Genomic DNA, 22,206 nt, shown 5'->3' with positions numbered 1-22,206 from the left:
AGAACGGCATTCCTTCAGCCTCGCCAGCCCCTCAAAACGCCTCCTTCACCCAACCCTTCGAGAACAGCCATCGGTAGGCCCACGGTATCGTCACCTTGGTCGATACCGGGTTCGAATGGGCGACATAGTCGTCATAGACCGGCTGCATCCTGGCGTAGAAGGCAGGGTCGAGCACCGTCATGCCGTTCTCCAGATCGTGGAAGAAACTGCGGTTGTTGAGATTGACCGACGAGATCGTCACCAGCCTTTCGTCGATCATCATGATCTTGGAGTGCAGCACGACATCGGGCGCCTTGAATTCGCGGATGTTGATGCGGTCGCCATATCTCTCGACGAACAGCTTGTTGAGCGCGGTCAGCAGCTTGCCGCCAATATCGCCCTTGAGGTCGATGCGGCCGACAATGTCGATCCTGACGCCGCGCGCCAGCGCCCGCTCGATGGCCAGGCTGAGCTTCGGCGTCAGATTAAGGTAGGGATTGACGATCTCGATATGGTGCCGGGCAGTGTCGATCAGCTCGACGAAATAGGTCTCTAGCGCATGGTTGTCCTCGTAGGGCACGGAAATGAAATGGCGCACCGTGCCCGGCGGGCGCCGGCTGTCGGAGCGCACCGGAATGGAGAAGGGTCTTGCGATGTTGGTGTCGGCGTCGCGCAGCCACAATGTCGAGAGATGCGCGGCCAGCGTCTCGACCGTGGCCGGGTCGGCAAACTCGATGTCGAAATCGCTCCAGTTCGAATAGTAGTTGAGCGAGAGGCCGTCGGTCTTGCCGTATTGCTCGAGGTTCGGATAGCGCGACAGGTCGATCGGCCTGTGGAACAGGAAGCCGTCATGAATGTTGCGGCCGCCGATGATGACGCGCGAGCGGGCGGGATCCTCGGCAAGTGTCGCCAGCATCTTGACGTGATGGGTCTTGTGCAGCTGTGACAGCTGCTCGTCGACCGGCGCGCCGTGGTCGGCCCGCCAACGATATTCCTGCAACTCGACATTGGGATAATCGGCCGCCAGCCGGTGCAGCAGCGCGTCGTCCTTGTCGCGCTCCAGCACGTCTGTGACCATGATGCGCACTTTGGTGCCGAGGCCTGCGTGATGGCGGATCAGCCGCTCGATGACGCGGCCGGAAAAATCGGCCTTGAACTCCAGCGACGACAGATAGACCAGCTTGAGTTTCGGCGCGCGCGAGAAATCGAGCGGCAGTTCGGGGTCGGCCTTGTCGAAGGCGCTGTCGGGTAAAGGCGCGCCGAGCAGCGCTTCGACCTTGGCGTTGAAGCCGTCGCGCGACTTGCGTAACAGGCGCGGTGACCCGAGTGGCAGCGAACAGGTCTGCGACAGCCAGCGGCCGGCATAGAAGACGCGGGCGAGTTCATCCAGGCCGGATGGACCGGGCACTGGACAACGCTCGTAGCGGCTGTCGAGCGCGGCTATCGCCGGATAGGCAACCTCTTCGCGCAGGATGGTGAGCGGGGCGCCTGTCGGCGCCAGGCTGGAGCTGAGCTTGAGACTGCAGCGGTTCAAACCATCGCTGGGGAACAGGCTGGCGGTTTGCCCGGCCGACAGGCGGAGGCGGAAGGCGGCACCGCTCGCCACGCTGCGCGAGCCACCGCCGGCGCGAATCGCCAGCGCCCCGTCGCAGGCGCCCGATATCTCAACCGGCTGCTTTCCCGCCTGGCGCATCACGATCTCGATCGAGCGCGCCTGCAGGCCGGAAAAGCTGAACGTCTTTGGCGCGGAGGGCCGCGCGGCGGCGTTGACATAGAGCGTCTGCCGCGACACGCGCCAACGGCCGTTGAAATGGCCTTCGCCGGCTGTGCCGCTCACTGCCGGCATCTGTTCGGCGGTAACCGGCTTCGCCAGCCGTTCCAGCGTCCGGTAGGTGGCCTGGAAATCGCGGTTGGCGATGGCGTGGCGGTCATGTCCGAACGGACCGGTGCCGTTCGCCCTGTCGATGGCGCCGATCTGGTTGTGGGCGAGCAGCGCCAGAAACTGCCTTTCATAGTCGCGGGCGCCGGCATCGCCGAAAAACGCTGCTGCTGCAGTCTGCGGTCCCGGCGTGTCGGCCGATAGCGACGGCCGGCCGCAATCCTTCGCATCGGGAAAGAAATCGCAGCTGTGCCGGATCGGGGCGGCGCAACCGGCAAGGGCCGCCAGCCCCAGCCCGGCCAAGGCCAGGCAGATGGCGCGGTTCATCCGGTCGCACCGTTCATCGTCTTCAGTTCAGCCGGATCGCGCGGCGGCAGGAAGCCTTGCGGAAACACCTTGCAGACGGGAAGCGCGAAAGTGGCGATCAAAAGCTCGGCCTCGCCGCGCATCTTTTTCGGCGCTGTCTTGTCATCACGGATCGCCTTTGCCGAGGCGACGAGCGCGCCGTCGCAGTCGCAATGATTATGGCGCGCGATGTAGCAGGCGTCATGGATTTGGCAGGCGCTGTCGAGGCGATTGACAGGGCGAGCCGAGAGGTCGCCGGTGCGGGTGCCGGGACCGCAATAATTGCCGAAGACGAAAGGCGACGGGCGGGCCATTGCGATACGGACCGGCTTGGGCAGTTCGGCTTCCGGAACTTCGGTCCATGGATTGGCGCAGGCGGAAAGCGCGACAAGCGGCAAGATGGCGAGCACCGCTCGCATTTTGATCCGCACCAGCTTTGCAAAAAAGTGTCCCACCCGGCGCAGCCAATCCTTAATGATAGGCGACATCGCGCTTGTTGCCACACTGGCCGATTTTGTGGCGAAGGCAAGGCGGCGCGGCCATCAGACAAACAGCCCGCGCTCTCTCTCGACCGCCTTGGTGATGAAGTTGGCGACGATCTGCACGCGGCGCAGCGGCCGGACCGATTCATGATAGACCAGCCAGTAGGCGCGGCGGATCGGCGTCACGATGTTGACGGGGATCAGCTCCGGCATCGAGCGGGCGACAAAGGTGTGCAAGATGCCGATGCCGGCGCCCGACCGCACCGCTTCGGCCTGGCCCAGCGCTGAGGAGATGGCGAAGCTGGTGCGCCAGTCCGGGCTGAACTCCGCCGCATAGTCGAGCGACGGGCTGACGATCAGGTCTGGGACATAGCCGATCAGCGTATGCTGGCCGAGTTCGGCAGCGGTCTCGGGTAAGCCGTGCGCCTGCGCATAGTCCCGCGAGGCAAACAGGCCGAGGGTGTAGTCGACCAGCTTTCCCGCCACCAGCCTGCCTTCGCTCGGCCGCTCGACGGTGATGGCGATGTCGGCCTCGCGCCGCGACAGCGAGAAGGAACGCGGCACCGGCACCAGCTGGATGGTGAGTTCGCGGTGCAGCGCGGTCAGCGCGCCAAGACGCGTGGCGAGGAATGCAACGCCAAACCCGTCGGGCGCGCCGATGCGCACCGTGCCTGAGATATCGTCGCCTTCGCCCGACACGGCGGAGCGCGCGGCGATCATGTCGGCTTCCATGCGCTCGGCAATGTCGAGAAAGCGCTGGCCGGCCGGCGTCAGCTCGCTGCCGGTGGTAAGCCGGCGAAACAGTTTTGTCCGTAACGCATCCTCAAGCGCTGCGATGCGGCGCGAGACGGTGGCGTGATTGAGTTCCAGCCGCTTGGCGGCGCCAAGGATCTGCCCGGCGCGGGCCACGGCGAGGAAGATGCGGACGTCATCCCAGTTCATTGGGGTGGTCCGGGCTAGCGGCGAACGCGGCGTTCCCGCCCACCCCCCTCTGGCCTGCCGGCCATCTCCCCCGCAAGGAGGGAGATTGGCAGCTCCGCCACCTGCGTCTCTTTTGCTGCGTTGAAGATTTGCGAAGGCGGCGGCCACATCTGATCTCCCCCCTTGCGGGGGAGATGTCCGGCAGGACAGAGGGGGGTGTGACGGAGCGCAACCTTCGGGCCTTTCAGCAATCTGTAATTTGCGGCAATTAATGCACACTCGTCCTTCGTTGTCTATTTCTTGCACAACGGTTGCGTTTCCCCTCGCGTTGCCTTCGCGCCTGCAAAGGCGTTGAATGCTTCATCACAAACTCAGGGAGAGAAACCATGATCGAATACGGTCATTTCATCGGCGGCAAGCATGTCGCCGGGACCAGCGGGCGCAAGCAGGACGTCATGCAGCCCATGGATGGCTCGGTGCGCGGCACGGTGGCGCTGGCTTCGCCGGCGGAACTGCGTGCGGCTGTCCTGAATGCCAAGGAAGCACAGATCAAATGGGCTGCGACCAACCCGCAGCGGCGTGTGCGCGTGCTGATGAAGTTTCTGGAACTGGTTGCCCGCGACTATGACGAACTGGCCGATCTCCTGGCGCGCGAGCACGGCAAGACCATTGCCGACGCCAAGGGCGACATCCAGCGCGGCCTCGAAGTGGTCGAAGTCTGCATCGGTGCGCCGCACATGATGAAGGGCGAGTTCACCGACGGCGCCGGCCCCGGCATCGATGTCTATTCGATGCGCCAGCCGCTTGGCGTCGTTGCCGGCATCACCCCGTTCAATTTCCCGGCCATGATCCCGCTGTGGAAGATTGCCCCGGCGCTGGCCTGCGGCAACGCCTTTATCCTGAAGCCTTCCGAGCGTGACCCTGGCGTGCCGATGCGCATCGCCGAACTGTTCCTCGAGGCTGGCCTGCCGGCTGGCGTCCTCAACGTCGTCAATGGCGACAAGGACGTCGTCGACGCCATCCTCGACGATCCTGATATCAAGGCTATCGGCTTTGTCGGCTCGACGCCGATCGCGCATTACATCTATTCGCGCGGCACGGCGGCGGGAAAACGCGTGCAGTGCTTTGGCGGCGCCAAGAACCACATGATCATCATGCCCGACGCCGACATGGACCAGACGGTCGATGCGCTGATCGGCGCCGGCTACGGCTCGGCCGGCGAGCGCTGCATGGCGATCTCGGTTGCCGTTCCCGTCGGCAACGACACCGCCAACCGGCTGATGGAAAAGCTGATCCCGCGTGTCGAAAGCCTCAAGGTCGGCCCGTCGACGGATTCGTCCGCCGATTTCGGCCCGCTGGTGACGGCGCAGGCATTGGAACGCGTCAAGGGTTATGTCGACACCGGCGTCAAGGAAGGCGCCAAGCTGGTCGTCGATGGCCGCGGCTTCTCCATGCAGGGCTACGAGGATGGCTACTATATGGGCGGCTGCCTGTTCGACAATGTGACCGCTGACATGCGCATCTACAAGGAAGAGATCTTTGGTCCGGTGCTGTCGGTGGTGCGTGCGCCGACCTATGAGAGCGCCATCAAGCTCGCCAACGATCATGAGATGGGCAATGGCGTGGCCATCTTCACCCGTGACGGGGATGCTGCTCGTGATTTTGCTTCGCGCGTCCAGGTCGGCATGGTCGGCATCAACGTGCCGATCCCGGTTCCGATCGCTTACTACACGTTCGGCGGCTGGAAGGCGTCGTCCTTCGGCGACCTCAACCAGCATGGTCCGGACGCGTTCCGCTTCTACACCAAGACCAAGACGGTGACCTCGCGCTGGCCCTCAGGCATCAAGGACGGTGCCGAGTTCGTCATCCCGACGATGAACTGACCGGACGATTTCGAAGATCGGCAAGAAGGCCTGGGTTCAACGTTCCGGGCCTTTCTTTGTACGAAACCGACATTGGCCATCACGTTCAAGCGATGGAACCAAGAGCCGGTCATCTGCCTTAAATTGCATTCCTGCCGTGGTGCAGGCCATCAAAATAGCGCCGGTAGCAGCCGGGGTTCTCGTCTGGCGCAAGGAGGTGTCAGATGACACGACGTCTTGTGGCGGCGATGTTCTTTGCGGTGTTCGCGATGTCCGGCATCGCCCAGGCTAAAGCGGATCAATGCGCGGCGCGGACCGACCTGGTCAAGGCGCTCGGCGAGAAGTTCCACGAAAACCAAGCCGCTCGTGGCCTGGTGAACCCAAATGTGGTGCTTGAGATATTCGTCTCCGACCAGGGCACCTGGACCATCCTGGCCACCGACACACACGGCCAAAGCTGCATCATCACGGCTGGCGAAGGCTGGGACGGGGCGACCATGGCCGCAGTCTTGCCGGGCACCTGATAAAGACCGGTCGGAAGTCTGGAGCAGAGACGGAGTTCAGCGTGTGGCGGCCACTTCGGCATGGCCGCGCAGCAGTGCCATAAGGCGTTTGGCGTCCTTGGCGGCAGCCTCTTCGTCACCGGCCAGGATCGAGCGGATTAGCGCGACGTGGTGTTCGGCCGATTCGGCCAGCCCTGTGTCGGCCTTGTAGCGAAACCAGAAGCGGCGGCTGTGGGTCTGCAGGGGCGCGGCCAGACGGGCCGCAAAAGGGTTGTCGGCGGCCATCGCCAAGGCCTCGTCGAGCGCCTTGTCGGCCTGGATGAAGGCCAGCACATTGCCCGAGATGACGGCCTTCTGCATGGCAAGGGCTGCCTCATGAAACAGGTCGGCGGCCTCACGGGTGACGAAGCGGGCGGCCGAGCGCGCCAGCACCACCTCGACGCCGCGCCTGGCATCCAGCACGCGCAGCCAGTCGCCGGGATGAAGCGGGGCAATTGCGATTCCGGCGCGTGGCCTGACGTCGAGCAGTCCTTCCCAAGCGAGGCGCTGGATTGCTTCGCGGACCGGCGTACGACCGAGCGCCAGCTTTTCGATCAGCGCGCCTTCCGTCACGAAGCTCGCCGGCGCCAGTTCCAGCGTCACGATCATATGCTCGAGTACATGGTAGGCCTTGGCGGCGGCCGGCTCGGGGTATGCTGTCTCACTGGATATCAAAGGTGGGCTCCTGATATATCTTCCATATATCACAACGGATTCCTCATTGACAGCCGGTTTTCCAACAGATATACGGCTGATATATCAGATGGAGAGACGATCATGTGGACCGGAGTTTTCCCCGCCGTCACGACCAAATTCACCGAAGACGACCGCCTCGACCATGCCGAAATGGAGCGCTGCTTTGCGTTGCAGATGGAGGCAGGCTGCGACGGTATCATCGTCTGCGGTTCGCTCGGCGAAGGGCCGATGCTGTCGCATGACGAGAAGATCGAGGTGCTGAAGACGGCGCAGAAAGTTGCAGGCAACAAGCCGGTGCTGCTGACGGTCAACGAGGCGGGCACCCGTGAAGCCGCAAGCATCGCCAGGCGCGCCGCAAAGGAAGGCGCCAACGGGCTGATGGTGGTGCCGAGCCCGATCTATCACACCAACCCGGAAGAGACGGTCGCCGCCTTGCGCGCCGTCGCTCAGGCCGGCGACCTGCCGGTGATGATCTACTCCAACCGCCTCGCCTACCGCGTCGACGTCACCGTCGACCAGATGGAGGAACTGGCCGCCGACAAGCGCTTCGTCGCCATCAAGGAGTCCTCCGACGACATCCGCCGCTCGACAGAGATCATCAACCGCTTCGGCGACCGCTACGATCTGTTCACCGGCGTCGACAATCTCGCCTTCGAGGCGCTGTCGGTGGGCGCCATCGGCTGGGTGGCGGGTCTGGTCGTCGCCTTCCCGCGCGAGACCGTCGCCATCTACCAGCTGATGAAGCAGGGCCGCCGCGAGGAGGCGCTTTCGATCTACCGCTGGTTCCGGCCGCTGCTCGATCTCGATGTCTCGACCTATCTGGTCCAAAACATCAAGCTTGCCGAAGTGCTCGCGATCGACACAAATGACCGCGTGCGCATGCCGCGCCAGCCGCTGTCGGGCGAGCGCCGCAAAGCGGTCGAGAAGATCGTCAAGGACGCGCTGGCGGTACGGCCGAAGCTGCCGCAGTTCTGAAGGCTTTCTTCTCCCCGTGCACGTGCACGGGGAGAAGATGGCGGCAGCCAGATGAGGGGCAGCGCCGACGTGCAAGGAAATTCCAGGGACACAGAGGAGGGCCGCCGCCCCTCATCCGCCCTTCGGGCCCCGCAGCCCTTTGCTGGCGCTCCGGGCGTTCGTCGTTCGGAAAGGCAAGCAGTCGGCTTTTCCACCGCTTCGCGGACCACTCCTCACCCCCGTGAACGGGGAGAAGGGGTAGATATCGCCATTGTCGGTGGCGGCATTGTCGGCATCTGCGCGGCGGCCATGCTGGCCGAGGCCGGGCGCAGCGTCACGGTCTTCGACCGCACCGGCATCTGCGAGGAGACGAGCTCCGGCAATGCCGCCGCCTTCGCCTTCTCCGACGTGCTGCCGCTGGCGCATAAGGGCATGATGCGGCACTTGCCGAAATGGCTTGCCGATCCGCTCGGGCCACTCAGCATCCCGCCGGCCTACTTGCCGAAGCTGTTGCCTTGGCTGTTGCGCTTCTGGCGCGCTGGCGCACCAGAAAAATATGAGGCGAGCCTTGCTGCTCAGGCAGGCATGATGAAGCTCGCCGAGGCTGAATGGATGGGCCTGCTCGACCGTTCCGGCACGCGGCTGATGCTGCGCGAGGACGGCTCGCTGGAGCTTTATGAAAGCGAGGCCGAATTTCAGGCCGGGCTGCCGGGCTGGGCGGCGCGCGAGCGCTTCGGCATCGGCTTTCGCCATGTCGAAGGCGACGAACTGGCGCGGCTGCAGCCGGGACTGTCGCCGCGCTTCATCAAGGGCACCTTCGTGCCGGGCTGGAAGACCGTCGCCGATCCGAAACTGCTCGGCAAGGGGGTGTGGGCCTATGCCGAAAGGCTGGGCGCGCGTTTCGAAAAGGCGCGCATAGAGCGCGTCGCCGCCAATCCTGATGGCGCGACGCTGACGCTGACGGACGGCACGACCAGGCAGGCAAGACATCTTGTCGTGGCCGCCGGGGCATGGTCGCATCTGCTGACGAAGGCGCTTGGCGACACCATCCCGCTCGAAACCGAGCGCGGCTACAACACGACACTGCCGAAGACCGCTTTCGACGTGCAGCGGATGCTGATCTTTTCCGGCCATGGCTTCGTCATCACGCCACTCGAGACGGGCTTGCGCGTCGGCGGCGCCGTCGAGTTGGGCGGTCTCGACCGGCCGCCGAATTTTGCGCGTTCGAAGGCCATGCTGGAAAAAGCCAGACAATTCCTTCCGGGGCTGGACGCGTCAGGTGGCCGCGAGTGGATGGGGTGTCGCCCGTCGCTGCCGGATTCGTTGCCCGTCATCGGCACGGCGCGCACCGCGTCCAACGTCGTCTACGCCTTTGGCCATGGCCATCTCGGCCTGACCCAGGCGGCGGCCAGCGGCCGCTTGATCCGCGATCTTGTTCTCGGGCAAACTTCGCCGATCGATCTTGCTCCCTTCAGCCCGCAACGGTTTTGAGTTCGAGGAAATCATGGCCAAAAAATCCTTCTTTTGCATCGACGGCCATACCTGCGGTAATCCGGTGCGGCTGGTCGCCGGCGGCGGCCCTTTGCTTCAGGGGTCGACGATGATGGAGCGGCGGGCGCATTTCCTGGCGGAGTATGACTGGATCCGCACCGGGCTGATGTTCGAGCCGCGCGGCCACGATGTCATGTCGGGCTCGATCCTCTATCCGCCGACGCGCGAGGATTGCGACATAGCCATCCTGTTCATCGAGACGTCGGGCTGCCTGCCGATGTGCGGCCACGGCACGATCGGCACGGTGACGATGGCCATCGAACATGGGCTGATCAAGCCGAAGACACCCGGCGTGCTCCGGCTCGACACACCGGCCGGGCTGGTCATCGCCGAATACAAGCAAGTCGGCGACTATGTCGAGGAGGTGCGCATCACCAATGTACCGTCCTTCCTTTATGCCGAGGGACTGACGGTCGACTGCCCGCAGCTTGGCGAGATCACTGTCGATGTCGCCTATGGCGGCAATTTCTACGCAATCGTCGAGCCGCAGGCGAATTTTCGCGACATGGCTGATTATTCCGCCGGCGATTTCATCGCCTGGAGCCCTGTGGTGCGGCAGCGGCTTAACGAGAAGTACTCGTTCGTGCATCCGGAAAACCCCGGCATCAACCGGCTGTCCCACATGCTGTGGACGGGCGAGCCGACAGTGGCGGGCGCGGATGCGCGCAACGCGGTCTTCTATGGCGACAAGGCGATCGACCGCTCACCTTGCGGCACCGGCACCTCGGCGCGCATGGCGCAGCTCCATGCCAAGGGCAAGCTCAAGGCCGGCGACAGTTTTGTCCACGAATCGATCATCGGCTCGCTGTTCAAGGGCAAGGTCGAGAGGGACGTGACTGTTGCCGGCAAGCCGGCCATCATTCCTTCGATCGGCGGCTGGGCCCGGATGACCGGCCTGAACACCATCTTCATCGACGACCGCGATCCGTTCGCGCACGGTTTTGTGGTTAAGTGATACGGTAGGCTGCCGATCATCCACCGAGACCAAGACTTGGACCCAGAGCGGGACCTCTTGGCGAAACCAGTCAGCGAAAGGTTAGCGCGTTGGGCGAGGCATCCACCGCCATAGTCGGGAAGTAACCCATGTTGCAGCTGGTCAGTACGGAATGTGGCTTAAAAACGAAGCCCGCCAACAGCGCAAGGATTCGTCTCATCACCGAATTTTGACCGGGATTTCTTCGAAATGAGGTCGCTGGCCCGGCTGAATCGTCAAAGACATTGCGTTATGCCAATGATAGGGTCCGCGATAGTCCAGGGGTCGGGAGCAAAAAAACGGGCAATCGGAAGGCGTGCCGGCAAAACACGCTCGACGTTTGAAAAATCACGTTGCAATCCGGGCTCGAAACTTTACGACTAGGGGAAATACGAAAAGGAATGCGTCTGCATGGGCGACATTCCAGGGGAGCCATGTACACATGCAGTACTTTGTCCAGCAGCTTATCAATGGGCTGACGCTGGGATCGATCTATGGGCTGATCGCAATCGGCTACACGATGGTCTACGGCATCATCGGCATGATCAACTTCGCCCACGGCGACATTTTCATGGTCGGGGCATTCGCCGCCCTCGTCGTCTTCCTCATCCTCGGCTCCTTGTTCTATTCAGTGCCGGTCGTCCTGGCGCTGCTGATCATGATGATCGTGGCGATGCTGCTCACCAGCCTCTACAACTGGACGATCGAGAAGGTGGCCTACCGGCCGCTGCGCGGTTCGTTCCGGCTGGCGCCGCTGATCACCGCCATCGGCATGTCGATCGCGCTGTCGAACTTCATCCAGGTGACGCAGGGCCCGCGCAACAAGCCGATCCCGCCGATGGTCAGCCAGGTCTACAACATCAACGGCATCAGCGTGTCGCTGAAGCAGATCATCATCGTCGTCGTCACCGCCCTGCTGCTGGCGCTGTTCTGGTACCTGGTCAACAGGACTTCCCTCGGTCGGGCGCAAAGGGCGTGCGAGCAGGACCGCAAGATGGCGGCGCTGCTCGGCGTCGATGTCGACCGTACGATCTCGATCACCTTCATCATGGGTGCAGCGCTTGCGGCCGTCGCGGGCACGTTATTCCTGATGTATTACGGCGTCATCGCCTTTTCCGACGGCTTTGTGCCGGGGGTCAAGGCCTTCACCGCAGCCGTTCTCGGCGGCATCGGGTCTCTGCCGGGCGCGGTGCTTGGCGGGCTTTTGATCGGCTTCATCGAGAGCATGTGGTCGGCGTATTTCTCGATCGACTACAAGGACGTCGCGGCGTTCTCGATCCTGGCGATCGTGCTGATCTTCCTGCCTTCCGGCATTTTGGGCCGGCCAGAAGTCGAAAAGGTCTGAGACAATGGCGGTTTCCGTATCCTCGGAGCGCGACACCGTCGCGTCCCCCGTGCAGCGTGCATTGCGCGAAGCGTTCTATGCCGGCGCCATCTCGCTGGGGTTGTTCATTCTCTTCATCGGCCTGAAGACCGACCAGAACATCAGCAACCAGTTGATCCTGGTGCAGCGCTGGTTGCTGCTCATCACCGTGGTCGTGCTGACCATGCTTGGCCGCTTCTTCTACATTGCCTATGGCCAGCCGTTCATGGCCAATCAGAAGATCACCAATGTCGCCACCGGCCTATTGCCGGCGAGCGTCGCGTCGCGCTTCTTCCTGCTTCCGGCCTTCATCGTCGCCGTCGTGCTGGCGGTTGTCCTGGTTGCGTTCGGCAGCGCCCTGCCGGCGTTGGTAGGACCCGATCTGGCCGGCTACCTTCAGTTCCTGCGCGCATTGGCCGTCATTTACGCGCTCGCTTGCGTGATCTTCTATTTCCGCTCCTTCATCCACGCCAATTTCACCAAGCTCGGCATTGCGGCGCTGGTGCTATACCCGATCCTCGTCGTCGTTGTGCTGTCGATCTACGCGTGGTCGATAACCGGCGGCCTGCAGGGCTCGTTGAAGTGGGTCGACAATTTCGGCATCCAGATCCTGATCTATGTGATGCTGGCCTGGGGGCTGAACATCGTCGTCGGCCTCGCCGGCCTGCTCGATCTCGGCTACGTCGCCTTTTACGCGGTCGGCGCCTATGCCTATGCGTTGCTCGGTTCGCAATACGGCCTGTCGTTCTGGATCCTGCTGCCGGCCGCCGGCGCCATGGCCGCCTTCTGGGGCGTTATGCTCGGATTTCCGGTGCTCAGGCTTCGTGGCGATTACCTGGCGATCGTGACCCTGGCCTTCGGCGAGATCATCCGCCTGGTGCTGATCAACTGGCGTGAAGTCACCAACGGCTCGGCCGGCATCTCCGGCATCCCGAAGGTCACCTTCTTCGGCCTGATGACGTTCAATTCGACGGACCCGAACTACATCGGCAAGGTGCTGCACATCGCCCAGTCGAGCGCCTACTACAAGATCTTCCTCTACTATCTCATTCTCGGGCTGGCGCTGCTGACCGCGTTCGTCACCATCAGGCTCAGGCGCATGCCTGTCGGCCGCGCCTGGGAAGCGCTGCGCGAGGACGAGATTGCCTGCCGCTCGCTTGGCATCAACACCACCACCACCAAGCTCACCGCCTTTGCCACCGGCGCCATGTTCGGCGGTTTTGCCGGCGCCTTCTTCGCCGCACGGCAAGGCTTCGTCAGCCCTGAATCTTTCGTCTTCCTGGAATCGGCGATAATCCTGGCCATCGTGGTGCTCGGCGGCATGGGCTCGCTGGTCGGCATCGCGGTCGCCGCGCTGGTGATGATCGGCGGCACCGAGGCGCTGCGCGAACTCGATTTCCTGAAAAGTGTCTTCGGAAAAGATTTCACGCCGGAGCTTTACCGCATGCTTTTGTTCGGCATGGCGATGGTCATCGTCATGCTGTGGAAGCCGCGCGGCTTTGTCGGCAGCCGTGAACCGACGGCCTTCCTCAGTGAACGAAAAGCGGTCTCCTCCTCCTTCACCAAGGAAGGGCACGGCTGATGAGCGCGACCTCCATTCAGACCAATCCGGGTATGAAAGAAGCCATCCTCCAGGTCGAGCATCTTTCGATGAAGTTCGGCGGCCTGATCGCCATCGGCGACCTGTCGTTCCAGGCCAAGCGCGGCGAGATCACCGCGCTGATCGGACCCAATGGCGCCGGCAAGACCACCGTCTTCAATTGCATCACCGGCTTCTACAAGCCGTCGGAAGGCATGATTACGCTCAACCGGGCCGACGGCTCGAGCTTCCTGCTCGAACGGCTGCCCAATCACGAGATCCCGGCGCGCGCCAAGGTGGCGCGCACCTTCCAGAACATCCGCCTGTTCTCGGGCATGACGCTGCTGGAGAATCTGCTGGTTGCCCAGCACAACAAGCTGATGAAGGCATCCGGCTATACGATCCTGGGCCTGTTCGGGATCGGCGGCTACCGCAGGGCCTCGGCTGAATCGGTGGAGCTTGCCAAGCACTGGCTGGAGAAGGCTGATCTTGTCGATCGCGCCGACGATCCGGCCGGCGACCTGCCCTATGGCGCGCAGCGGCGCCTCGAGATTGCGCGCGCCATGTGCACAGGGCCTGAACTTCTGTGCCTCGACGAGCCTGCGGCCGGTCTCAATCCGAAGGAGTCGGCTGCGCTGAATTCGCTGCTGATGGACATCAAGAGCAGTACCTCGATCCTGCTGATCGAACATGACATGTCGGTGGTCATGCAGATTTCCGACCATGTCGTGGTGCTTGAATATGGCCGCAAGATTTCCGACGGCAGCCCGCAATCGGTGCGTACCGACCCGCGCGTCATCGCCGCCTATCTCGGCGTCGACGACGAGGAGGTCGAGACGGTGCTGACCGAGGTCGGCGATGAAGACGTTATCGAGCAGCTGGACATCGGGCCGGATTCGGCTCACGGACCAGGCACATCGTCTTCCTATCTCGCCGGCCCGGTAAGCGACACGATCGGCCACAGCCAGGGCGAGCGGGTCACAGTGTCGAAGGGAGCTTCAAAAGCCACCCAATACGATACAAGAGCCAACTCCGCGCCAAGAGCACCGTCCGAGCGTCTAACAGCCAAGTCCAAGCCGGCGGCCACCAAATCCCCGACAGGCAAGCCGCGCGGAGGGCGTAAGTGATGGCCGAGACAACGCTGCTCGACATCAAGGGCGTCGAGACCTACTACGGCAACATCAAGGCGCTGAACGGCGTCGATGTCCACGTCAACCAGGGCGAGATCGTCGCGCTGATCGGCGCCAACGGCGCCGGCAAGTCGACGCTGATGATGACCATCTTCGGTGCGCCGCGCGCTCGTGCCGGCTCAATCACTTTCGCCGGCACCGACATCACCCAGATGCCGACGCACGAGATCGCCCGCATGCGCATTGCGCAGTCGCCGGAAGGCAGGCGCATTTTCCCGCGCATGACGGTGATGGAAAACCTGCAGATGGGCGCCGGTCTCGACAATCTCAAGCACTATGACGAAGATGCCGAGAAGGTGTTCGCGCTGTTCCCGCGCCTCAAGGAGCGCATTGCCCAGCGCGGCGGCACGCTGTCGGGCGGCGAGCAGCAGATGCTGTCGATCGGACGTGCGCTGATGGCGCGGCCGAAGCTGCTGTTGCTCGACGAGCCGTCGCTGGGTCTGGCGCCGCTGATCGTCAAGCAGATCTTCGATGCCATCCGCGAGCTGAACCGCACGCAAGGGCTGACCGTGTTCCTGGTCGAGCAGAACGCCTTCGGCGCGCTCAAACTCGCCACGCGCGGCTATGTCATGGTCAACGGCAACGTGACCATGAGCGGCACAGGCAAGGAATTGCTCGCCAATCCGGAAGTGCGGGCGGCCTATCTCGAAGGCGGCCATCACTGATTTTGGAGCGGAATGTATGCATACGGTATTCCGCTCCAACTTGTTTGTTTGTCGCATGACCTTTGTCCGAAAAGTCTGCAACTTTTCGGGATCATGCTAGGAGTCTTAATCATGCAAGGCATTCTTCACGAGGAACCTTCCATCTGGCAGTTCTTCTTCGTCACCTGTCTGCTCGGCGGCTGGGCGGCATGGATGACCGGCAAGGCCAGCGCCCAGACATGGCGCAGCCTGCCGGCGCTGTTCGCCTATCTGCTGGGTCTCGGCATCGGCATCAGGTTCATCCATCATGCCTTGTTCGGCGGCACGATGTTTTCGCTGCAATACTATGTCGTGGACACAATCGTGCTCATGATATTGGGGTTTGTCGGCTATCAATACACGCGTACGAACCAGATGGTGACGCAGTATAATTGGCTTTACGAACGGGCTTCGATCTTAAGCTGGAAACCGAAAGGTTGACGTTCATCATTAACGCCGTTCCGGGGATGAATCGGCGTGACAAGGGCCTGAAAATCGGCAAAGTACGCTTTCTGCGATAAGGGTGGGCATCGCATGAAAGTTTCATCCACGCCCACCTCGTAAATGGGAGCGTTTAAATGAAGAAATCACTTTTGTCCGCCGTTGCCCTGACCGCGCTTGTCGCGTTCGGTGGCAATGCATGGGCTGACGTTATCGTCGGCGTCGCAGGTCCGATCACCGGTCCGAATGCGGCCTTCGGTGCGCAGCTGCAGAAGGGTGCGGAAGCGGCCGTTGCCGACATCAACGCAGCAGGCGGCATGAACGGCGAGCAGATCAAGCTCGAAGTCGGCGACGACGTCTCCGATCCGAAGCAGGGCATTTCGGTCGGCAACAAGTTCGTCGGCGACGGCGTGAAGTTCGTGATCGGCCACTTCAACTCGGGCGTCTCGATCCCGGTTTCGCAGGAAGTCTACGTCGACAACAACATCGTCGAAGTGACGCCTGCGGCGACCAACCCGAAATTCACCGAGCGCGGCCTGTGGAACGTGTTCCGCACCTGCGGACGCGATGACCAGCAGGGCGGCATCGCCGGCGGCTATATCGCGACCAACTTCAAGGACGCCAAGGTTGCCGTCATCCACGACAAGACCCCCTATGGTCAGGGCCTTGCCGACGAGACCAAGAAGGCGATGAACGCAGCCGGCCTGACCGAAGTCATGTACGAAGGCGTCAATGTCGGCGACAAGGACTTCTCGGCGCTGATTGCCAAGATGAAGGACGCCGGCGTCACCTTGATCTATTGGGGCGGCCTGCACACCGAAGCCGGCCTGATCATCCGCCAGTCGGCGGACCAGGGCCTCAAGGCTACCCTGATGTCAGGCGACGGCATCGTTACCGACGAGTTGGCTGCGATCGCCGGCGATGCGGTTATCGGTACGCTCAACACCTTCGGTCCGGATCCGCGGCTGATCCCCGAGAACAAGGCACTGGTCGAGAAGTTCCGCGCTCAGGGCTTCGAGCCGGAAGCGTACACTCTCTACTCCTACGCCGCCATGCAGGTGATCGCTGAGGCTGCTGCCGTGGCCAAGTCGAACGACCCCGTGGAAGTGGCCAAGGCGCTGCACGAGAAGGGCCCGTTCAAGACCGTTCTGGGCGATCTCGCCTATGACGCGAAGGGCGATCCGAAGCTCCCGGGCTACATCATGTACGAATGGAAGAAGGGTCCGGACGGCAAGATCTCCTGGTTCCCGAAGTCGTAATTCGGAACACAGCTCTATGGAATGCCCGGCGCTCGCGCCGGGCATTTTTCTTTGGTGCAGGGCGGCAGCGAGGGTGGCTGGACAAGCCGGTAGCCGGGGTCGAATTTGTGCGGGCACGACAATTAGCGTCACCTCGCGGCGCCAATCGCACGCAGCTTTTCGAGCCGTGGTGCTAGAATCGCATTTAAATCGGTTTAATCTCTCCCCGATTTTGGTTGCACTGCAGCATTTTCGCGTTAATCATGCCTCCGCCCCATCCCTCCCTGTCCGGAGCCTCCTTCCTTGGCCATCACGAAGATCCTCGTCGCCAACAGGTCCGAAATTGCCATCCGCGTCTTTCGCGCGGCCAACGAGCTCGGCCTCAAAACCGTGGCGATCTGGGCCGAGGAGGACAAATATTCGCTTCATCGGTTCAAGGCCGATGAAAGCTACCAGGTCGGGCGCGGGCCGCATCTGGCCAGGGACATGGGGCCGATCGAAAGCTATCTGTCGATCGAGGAAGTGATCCGGATCGCCAGACTGTCCGGCGCCGACGCCATCCATCCGGGCTATGGCCTTCTGTCGGAAAGCCCTGAATTCGCAGATGCCTGCGCCGAGGCCGGCATCACCTTCATAGGACCGAAGCCCGACACGATGCGCCGGCTCGGCAACAAGGTCGCCGCACGCAATCTGGCCATCGAGGTTGGCGTGCCGGTGGTGCCGGCAACCGAACCGCTGCCGGACGACATGGAAGCAGTCAAGCAGCTCGCCAAGACAGTCGGCTATCCGGTGATGCTCAAGGCATCATGGGGCGGCGGCGGGCGCGGCATGCGCGCCATCCGCGCGGAAGCCGACCTCGCCCGCGAGGTGATGGAGGGCAAGCGCGAGGCCAAGGCCGCCTTCGGCAAGGACGAGGTCTATCTCGAAAAGCTGATCGAGCGCGCCCGCCATGTCGAGGTCCAGGTGCTCGGCGACACGCATGGCAACGCGGTGCATCTGTTCGAGCGCGACTGCTCGATCCAGCGCCGCAACCAGAAGGTCGTCGAACGGGCGCCGGCGCCCTATCTTGGCGAGGCATTGCGCCAGGAGCTTTGCGGCTATGCGCTCAAGATCGCGCGCGAGACCAGCTATATCGGCGCCGGCACGGTGGAATTCCTGCAGGACGCCGACACCGGGAAATTCTACTTCATCGAGGTCAATCCGCGCATCCAGGTCGAGCATACCGTCACCGAGCAGGTGACCGGCATCGACATCGTCAAGGCGCAGATCCACATACTGGACGGCTTTGCCATCGGCACGAAAGAGTCGGGCGTGCCGGCGCAGGCCGACATCAGGCTGAACGGTCACGCGCTGCAGTGCCGCATCACGACCGAGGATCCGGAGCATAGTTTCATTCCGGACTACGGCCGCATCACCGCTTATCGCGAAGCCGCCGGTTTCGGCATCCGCCTCGACGGCGGCACCGCCTATTCGGGCGCGGTCATCACCCGCTTCTACGATCCGCTGCTGGAGAAGGTGACTGCCTGGGCGCCGACACCGGCCGAGGCGATCGCCCGCATGAATCGGGCCCTGCGCGAGTTCCGCATCCGCGGCGTGGCCACCAACCTCACCTTCCTCGAGGCAATCATCAACCACCCGCGCTTCGCCGACAATTCCTACACGACCAGGTTCATCGACACGACGCCGGAGCTGTTCGCGCAGGTGAAGCGGCAGGACCGCGCCACCAAGCTGCTCAACTATCTGGCCGACGTCAGCGTCAACGGCCATCCCGAAACCCGCGGCCGACCGATGCCCAAGACCGATGCGGCAGCGCCTGTCGTGCCCTATCTCAACGGCAATGTGCCTGATGGCAGCAAGCAGAAGCTAGACGCGTTGGGGCCGGAGAAATTCGCTGCCTGGATGCGTGAGCAAAAAGAGGTGCTTGTCACCGACACGACGATGCGCGACGGTCACCAGTCGCTGCTCGCCACCCGCATGCGCACGCATGACATTGCCGGCATCGCCGGCACCTATGCGCGGGCGCTGCCGCGGCTGCTGTCGCTGGAATGCTGGGGCGGCGCCACTTTCGACGTCGCCATGCGCTTCCTCACCGAGGATCCGTGGGAGCGGTTGAGCAAAGTGCGCGAAGCGGCCCCCAACCTTTTGCTGCAGATGCTTCTGCGCGGCGCCAATGGCGTCGGCTACACCAACTATCCCGACAATGTCGTGCAACATTTCGTCAGCCAGGCAGCGGCCGGCGGGGTCGACCTGTTCCGCGTCTTCGACTGCCTGAACTGGGTCGAGAATATGCGCGTCGCCATGGACGCGGTGGGCGCGGAGGGCAAGCTGGTCGAAGCGGCGATCTGCTACACCGGCGACATCCTCGATCCGGCGCGCGCCAAATACGACCTTAAATACTATGTCGGGTTGGCGAAAGAATTGCAGGCAGCCGGCGCCCATATCATCGCCGTCAAGGACATGGCCGGGCTTTTGAAGCCTGCCGCCGCCCGCGTGCTGTTCAAGGCGCTGCGCGAAGCCACCGACCTGCCGATCCATTTCCACACCCACGACACGTCAGGCCTGTCGGCGGCGACGGTGCTGGCGGGCGTGGAAAGTGGCGTCGACGCCATCGACGCGGCGATGGATTCCTTCTCCGGCAACACCTCGCAGCCTTGTCTGGGCTCGATCGTCGAGGCGCTGAAGGGAACCGAGCGCGATCCCGGCCTCGATCCGCAATGGATCCGCAACATCTCCTTCTACTGGGAAGCGGTGCGCAACCAGTATGCGGCCTTCGAAAGCGATCTCAAGGGGCCAGCCTCGGAAGTCTATCTGCACGAAATGCCGGGCGGCCAGTTCACTAACCTCAAGGAGCAGGCGCGTTCGCTCGGGCTGGAAACGCGTTGGCACGAGGTGGCACAAGCCTATCACGACGTCAATTTGATGTTCGGTGACATCGTCAAGGTGACGCCGTCGTCCAAGGTGGTCGGCGACATGGCGCTGATGATGGTGAGCCAGGATCTAACCGTTGCCGACGTCGAAAACCCGGCCAAGGACATCGCCTTCCCGGACTCGGTCGTCTCGATGCTGCGCGGCGATCTCGGCCAGTCGCCCGGCGGCTGGCCTGCGAAGCTGCAGAAGAAGGCACTGAAGGAAAGCAAGCCGATCACCGAGCGGCCGGGCTCGCTGCTCAAGCCAGCCGACCTCAAGGCCAGCCGCAAGGAGATCGAGCAGAAGCTGGAGCGCAAGCTCTCGGAGTACGAATTCGCCTCCTGGCTGATGTATCCGAAAGTGTTTACCGACTTCGCCGCCGCGCAGGAAACCTACGGGCCGGTCAGTGTGCTGCCGACGCCGACCTATTTCTACGGCATGAAGTCCGAAGACGAGATCTTCCTGGACATCGAAAAAGGCAAGACGCTTGTAGTGCGCTGCCTTGCGATCGGCGACGTCGATGAGAAGGGCATGGTCACCGTGTTCTTCGAGCTCAACGGCCAGCCGCGCCGCGTCAGGGTGCCGGACAGGGCGCATGGCGCCTCGGCGGCCAAGGCTCGGCGCAAGGCCGAGCCCGGCAACGAGGCGCATGTCGGCGCGCCGATGCCGGGCGTGGTCTCCGCCCTTTCGGTTGCCGCCGGCCAAGCGGTCAAGGCCGGCGACGTGCTGTTGTCGATCGAAGCCATGAAGATGGAGACGGCCCTGCATGCCGAGCGCGACGGCACAGTGGCCGAAGTGCTGGTCAAGGCCGGCGATCAGATCGATGCGAAGGATCTGTTGATCGCGTTTGGCTGACGCGCGGATCCATCACACTGGGGACGGCTGGCAGCAGCCGTTGATGGAGCATCGATAATGGCTTGACCCGCCGCGCCTGCTCGGGCATCGAACCCGCTCCCAATTTACCGCGCCAGAATCGCGGTGCTTAAAAAGTAGCGGAGAAAAAACATGGCCGACGACATCACAGATACCAGCCAGACTGTTGCCGCCGGCCAGTTGCGCGCCTTCATCGAGCGCATCGAGCGGCTCGAGGAAGAAAAGAAGACCATCGCCGACGACATCAAGGAAGTGTTCGCCGAGGCCAAGGGCACCGGCTTCGACACCAAGGCGATGCGGTCGATCATCCGGCTGCGCAAGAAGGACCAGGCCGAGCGCCAGGAAGAGGAAACCATCCTCGATCTCTACAAGGCCGCGCTCGGCATGGTGTAAGCCTGTCTGGAAATTCTACTCCGGCTGATATCGCCGGAGCGAATTTCGAAACAGTCTCGGGCCAAGGAATGATGCTGGAACGGGCATCGACCATGAGCGAATTCGACTTCGGCGCCCGCCGCGCCTCTGAATTCCGCCAACGCAGCTTCTGGGCGCTGTTCGCCGAACGGCATCCGGAGGAACGCGCTTCCATGGCGCGGCGCGGACCCTGGTTCTGGCAGCGCGGGCTGCCCGACTTCGCTCTGGTCCTGTCCATGTATGTCGCGCCGGCGCAAAGCCAAGTTGGCGTCTTTTTCGGCCGTAACGAGAAGTTCGGCGCGACCGGGGTCTGGTCGCGGCTGAAGCCGTTCCGACCGGCAATCGAAGACAGGCTGAAGCTCAGGCCGGAGCAGAGCTGCGAGGGCCTCGGCATCAATTCGATGTGGCGGGTGAACTGCTATGCCGAGGACAACTGGCCGGCCATGGCCGACTGGCTGGTGACGGAATGCTCGCGCTTCGAGCGCGCCGTCACCGACGTGCTGGGAGAGGGATAGCTATCAGGTGTTGGTGCAAAGCATCGGATCCTTCTTCGGCTCGCGCTGGCAAGGCGCGGTGCCGGTCGAGCGGTTGTTCTGGCGCGATCTGGTCCTTGTCGGCACGGCGATCAACATCACCTCGTCGGTGGCCGCGCTCATTCTGCTCGGCTTGAAGCTGCCGCTCGCCGTCGTCCTGGCGGTGCATTTCGCGCCCGTGCCCTACAACATCTTTCTGACCTTTGCCGTCTGGCGAACCACGGAAAAATCCAGTGGCGCCAAGGCTTCGTTGATGACGCTCGGGGCTACGCTTTGGCTGATCCTGGTGGTGGTTGTCTGAGAAGATTGACACGAAAAAGGGCGGCCGAAGCCGCCCTTTGAAGATGGTGGTCAAGCCGCGGCTTAAGCCGCCGGCTCGAATTTCAGCGCCACGCCGTTGATGCAATAGCGCAGGCCGGTCGGCGGCGGGCCGTCCTCGAAGACATGGCCGAGATGGCTGCCGCAGCGGGCGCAGTGGCATTCGGTGCGGACCATGCCGTAGCTGCGGTCGACGGTGTTTTCGACCGAACCGGGCACCGGATCATTGAAGCTCGGCCAGCCGGTGCCGCTCTCGAACTTGAGCTTGGATTCGAACAGCGGCTGGTCGCAGCCGACACAGGAAAAGGTGCCGGCGCGCTTTTCGTAGAGCAGCGCGCAGCTTCCGGGCCGTTCGGTGCCATGGCCGCGCATGACCGCATATTGCTCGTGCGTCAGGCGGGCGCGCCATTCGGCGTCGGTGCGCGTGACAGGGTAGGTGTGGGTGTCCATTTGATCTCCTCAGCCTTGGCGGCTTGTTGTTGGTTG

19 protein-coding genes and 1 pseudogene are annotated in these 22,206 nt (G+C 62.9%); 15 read left to right on the top strand and 5 right to left on the bottom strand.

Annotation, left to right across the window (positions count from 1 at the left end; translation table 11 throughout):
• Positions 1 to 31 precede the first annotated feature (31 nt).
• From X750_RS153345 to X750_RS153355, 3 genes are all read right to left on the bottom strand, one after another.
• Positions 32 to 2,185, bottom strand: a complete 2,154-nt coding sequence (locus X750_RS153345; RefSeq protein WP_023704923.1) for a phosphatidylserine/phosphatidylglycerophosphate/cardiolipin synthase family protein — start codon at positions 2,183 to 2,185, stop codon at positions 32 to 34.
• Complete coding sequence (locus tag X750_RS153350) at positions 2,182 to 2,622, bottom strand: hypothetical protein (protein ID WP_023684130.1); 441 nt, start codon at positions 2,620 to 2,622, stop codon at positions 2,182 to 2,184. Before X750_RS153350 ends, X750_RS153345 begins: the two co-directional genes overlap by 4 nt.
• A 123-nt stretch (positions 2,623 to 2,745) precedes the next feature.
• Positions 2,746 to 3,627, bottom strand: a complete 882-nt coding sequence (locus X750_RS153355) for a LysR family transcriptional regulator (protein WP_023668708.1) — start codon at positions 3,625 to 3,627, stop codon at positions 2,746 to 2,748.
• 365 nt (positions 3,628 to 3,992) lie between these two features.
• Here X750_RS153355 and X750_RS153360 point away from each other — a divergent pair, with 365 nt between their 5' ends.
• Both X750_RS153360 and X750_RS153365 read left to right on the top strand, forming a co-directional pair.
• Positions 3,993 to 5,489 (top strand): CoA-acylating methylmalonate-semialdehyde dehydrogenase, encoded by a 1,497-nt coding sequence (locus tag X750_RS153360; protein ID WP_023698411.1) that lies wholly within the window; start codon positions 3,993 to 3,995, stop codon positions 5,487 to 5,489.
• 203 nt (positions 5,490 to 5,692) lie between these two features.
• A complete protein-coding gene (locus X750_RS153365) occupies positions 5,693 to 5,992 on the top strand; it encodes a hypothetical protein (RefSeq protein ID WP_023688917.1) in 300 nt (99 codons plus the stop codon).
• A gap of 36 nt (positions 5,993 to 6,028) precedes the next feature.
• Here X750_RS153365 and X750_RS153370 read toward each other — a convergent pair whose 3' ends face one another.
• The gene (locus tag X750_RS153370) at positions 6,029 to 6,685 is read right to left on the bottom strand and encodes a GntR family transcriptional regulator (RefSeq protein WP_023668711.1); all 657 of its coding nucleotides are present in this window, start codon (positions 6,683 to 6,685) and stop codon (positions 6,029 to 6,031) included.
• Between the two features lie 102 nt (positions 6,686 to 6,787).
• On the opposite strand from X750_RS153370, the gene X750_RS153375 reads away from it, so the two are divergent.
• The 13 genes and pseudogenes from X750_RS153375 (at position 6,788) to X750_RS153435 (ending at position 21,703) form a co-directional block, all read left to right on the top strand.
• Positions 6,788 to 7,681 (top strand): dihydrodipicolinate synthase family protein, encoded by an 894-nt coding sequence (locus tag X750_RS153375; protein WP_023704922.1) that lies wholly within the window; start codon positions 6,788 to 6,790, stop codon positions 7,679 to 7,681.
• Between the two features lie 51 nt (positions 7,682 to 7,732).
• Positions 7,733 to 9,151 (top strand): FAD-binding oxidoreductase, encoded by a 1,419-nt coding sequence (locus X750_RS153380; protein WP_280805367.1) that lies wholly within the window; start codon positions 7,733 to 7,735, stop codon positions 9,149 to 9,151.
• A 13-nt stretch (positions 9,152 to 9,164) separates the two neighbouring features.
• A complete protein-coding gene (locus X750_RS153385; RefSeq protein WP_023747303.1) occupies positions 9,165 to 10,166 on the top strand; it encodes a 4-hydroxyproline epimerase in 1,002 nt (333 codons plus the stop codon).
• Between the two features lie 460 nt (positions 10,167 to 10,626).
• A complete protein-coding gene (locus tag X750_RS153390; RefSeq protein ID WP_023668715.1) occupies positions 10,627 to 11,529 on the top strand; it encodes a branched-chain amino acid ABC transporter permease in 903 nt (300 codons plus the stop codon).
• A 4-nt stretch (positions 11,530 to 11,533) separates the two neighbouring features.
• Positions 11,534 to 13,129 (top strand): high-affinity branched-chain amino acid ABC transporter permease LivM, encoded by a 1,596-nt coding sequence (livM, locus tag X750_RS153395; protein ID WP_023684138.1) that lies wholly within the window; start codon positions 11,534 to 11,536, stop codon positions 13,127 to 13,129.
• Positions 13,129 to 14,133: pseudogene (locus X750_RS153400) on the top strand (ABC transporter ATP-binding protein); the annotation flags it as partial. The gene livM and the pseudogene X750_RS153400, both read left to right, overlap by 1 nt.
• A gap of 119 nt (positions 14,134 to 14,252) precedes the next feature.
• The gene (locus X750_RS153405; RefSeq protein ID WP_023668718.1) at positions 14,253 to 14,981 is read left to right on the top strand and encodes an ABC transporter ATP-binding protein; all 729 of its coding nucleotides are present in this window, start codon (positions 14,253 to 14,255) and stop codon (positions 14,979 to 14,981) included.
• Positions 14,982 to 15,092: 111 nt separating this feature from the next.
• Positions 15,093 to 15,440 carry a DUF6867 family protein gene (locus X750_RS153410; protein ID WP_023668719.1) on the top strand — a complete coding sequence of 116 codons (348 nt, stop codon included), beginning with the start codon at positions 15,093 to 15,095 and terminating at the stop codon, positions 15,438 to 15,440.
• Positions 15,441 to 15,577: 137 nt separating this feature from the next.
• Positions 15,578 to 16,699 carry a branched-chain amino acid ABC transporter substrate-binding protein gene (locus tag X750_RS153415; RefSeq protein WP_023668720.1) on the top strand — a complete coding sequence of 374 codons (1,122 nt, stop codon included), beginning with the start codon at positions 15,578 to 15,580 and terminating at the stop codon, positions 16,697 to 16,699.
• A 282-nt stretch (positions 16,700 to 16,981) separates the two neighbouring features.
• Positions 16,982 to 20,440 carry a pyruvate carboxylase gene (gene pyc / locus X750_RS153420; protein WP_023747301.1) on the top strand — a complete coding sequence of 1,153 codons (3,459 nt, stop codon included), beginning with the start codon at positions 16,982 to 16,984 and terminating at the stop codon, positions 20,438 to 20,440.
• Positions 20,441 to 20,590: 150 nt separating this feature from the next.
• Entirely contained in the window at positions 20,591 to 20,851 is a 261-nt protein-coding gene (locus X750_RS153425; protein ID WP_023668722.1) for a DUF2312 domain-containing protein, read from the top strand.
• Positions 20,852 to 20,943: 92 nt separating this feature from the next.
• On the top strand, positions 20,944 to 21,384 hold the full coding sequence (locus X750_RS153430; protein ID WP_023732991.1) for a hypothetical protein: 441 nt from the start codon (positions 20,944 to 20,946) through the stop codon (positions 21,382 to 21,384).
• A 7-nt stretch (positions 21,385 to 21,391) separates the two neighbouring features.
• Complete coding sequence (locus tag X750_RS153435; RefSeq protein WP_031196451.1) at positions 21,392 to 21,703, top strand: hypothetical protein; 312 nt, start codon at positions 21,392 to 21,394, stop codon at positions 21,701 to 21,703.
• Between the two features lie 62 nt (positions 21,704 to 21,765).
• Here the strand turns inward: X750_RS153435 and msrB are convergent, their stop codons facing one another.
• A complete protein-coding gene (msrB, locus tag X750_RS153440) occupies positions 21,766 to 22,170 on the bottom strand; it encodes a peptide-methionine (R)-S-oxide reductase MsrB (protein WP_023732992.1) in 405 nt (134 codons plus the stop codon).
• Positions 22,171 to 22,206 lie beyond the last annotated feature (36 nt).

The sequence above is a fragment of the Mesorhizobium sp. LNJC391B00 genome (assembly GCF_000502535.1).
Lineage (GTDB): Bacteria > Pseudomonadota > Alphaproteobacteria > Rhizobiales > Rhizobiaceae > Mesorhizobium.
Note: the sequence above shows the minus strand (reverse complement) of the source record. Positions and strands in the feature narration are given on the sequence as shown.

What these genes read in the sequence shown, in the direction of transcription:
- X750_RS153355 (WP_023668708.1), bottom strand. Translation starts at nt 3,627, where the DNA reads ATGAACTGGGATGACGTCCGCATCTTCCTCGCCGTGGCCCGCGCCGGG.
- X750_RS153430 (WP_023732991.1), top strand. Translation starts at nt 20,944, where the DNA reads ATGAGCGAATTCGACTTCGGCGCCCGCCGCGCCTCTGAATTCCGCCAA.
- X750_RS153350 (WP_023684130.1), bottom strand. Translation starts at nt 2,622, where the DNA reads ATGCGAGCGGTGCTCGCCATCTTGCCGCTTGTCGCGCTTTCCGCCTGC.
- X750_RS153390 (WP_023668715.1), top strand. Translation starts at nt 10,627, where the DNA reads ATGCAGTACTTTGTCCAGCAGCTTATCAATGGGCTGACGCTGGGATCG.
- X750_RS153405 (WP_023668718.1), top strand. Translation starts at nt 14,253, where the DNA reads ATGGCCGAGACAACGCTGCTCGACATCAAGGGCGTCGAGACCTACTAC.
- X750_RS153385 (WP_023747303.1), top strand. Translation starts at nt 9,165, where the DNA reads ATGGCCAAAAAATCCTTCTTTTGCATCGACGGCCATACCTGCGGTAAT.
- X750_RS153380 (WP_280805367.1), top strand. Translation starts at nt 7,733, where the DNA reads ATGAGGGGCAGCGCCGACGTGCAAGGAAATTCCAGGGACACAGAGGAG.
- X750_RS153365 (WP_023688917.1), top strand. Translation starts at nt 5,693, where the DNA reads ATGACACGACGTCTTGTGGCGGCGATGTTCTTTGCGGTGTTCGCGATG.
- X750_RS153345 (WP_023704923.1), bottom strand. Translation starts at nt 2,185, where the DNA reads ATGAACCGCGCCATCTGCCTGGCCTTGGCCGGGCTGGGGCTGGCGGCC.
- X750_RS153410 (WP_023668719.1), top strand. Translation starts at nt 15,093, where the DNA reads ATGCAAGGCATTCTTCACGAGGAACCTTCCATCTGGCAGTTCTTCTTC.
- X750_RS153425 (WP_023668722.1), top strand. Translation starts at nt 20,591, where the DNA reads ATGGCCGACGACATCACAGATACCAGCCAGACTGTTGCCGCCGGCCAG.
- X750_RS153415 (WP_023668720.1), top strand. Translation starts at nt 15,578, where the DNA reads ATGAAGAAATCACTTTTGTCCGCCGTTGCCCTGACCGCGCTTGTCGCG.
- msrB (WP_023732992.1), bottom strand. Translation starts at nt 22,170, where the DNA reads ATGGACACCCACACCTACCCTGTCACGCGCACCGACGCCGAATGGCGC.
- X750_RS153360 (WP_023698411.1), top strand. Translation starts at nt 3,993, where the DNA reads ATGATCGAATACGGTCATTTCATCGGCGGCAAGCATGTCGCCGGGACC.
- livM (WP_023684138.1), top strand. Translation starts at nt 11,534, where the DNA reads ATGGCGGTTTCCGTATCCTCGGAGCGCGACACCGTCGCGTCCCCCGTG.
- X750_RS153375 (WP_023704922.1), top strand. Translation starts at nt 6,788, where the DNA reads ATGTGGACCGGAGTTTTCCCCGCCGTCACGACCAAATTCACCGAAGAC.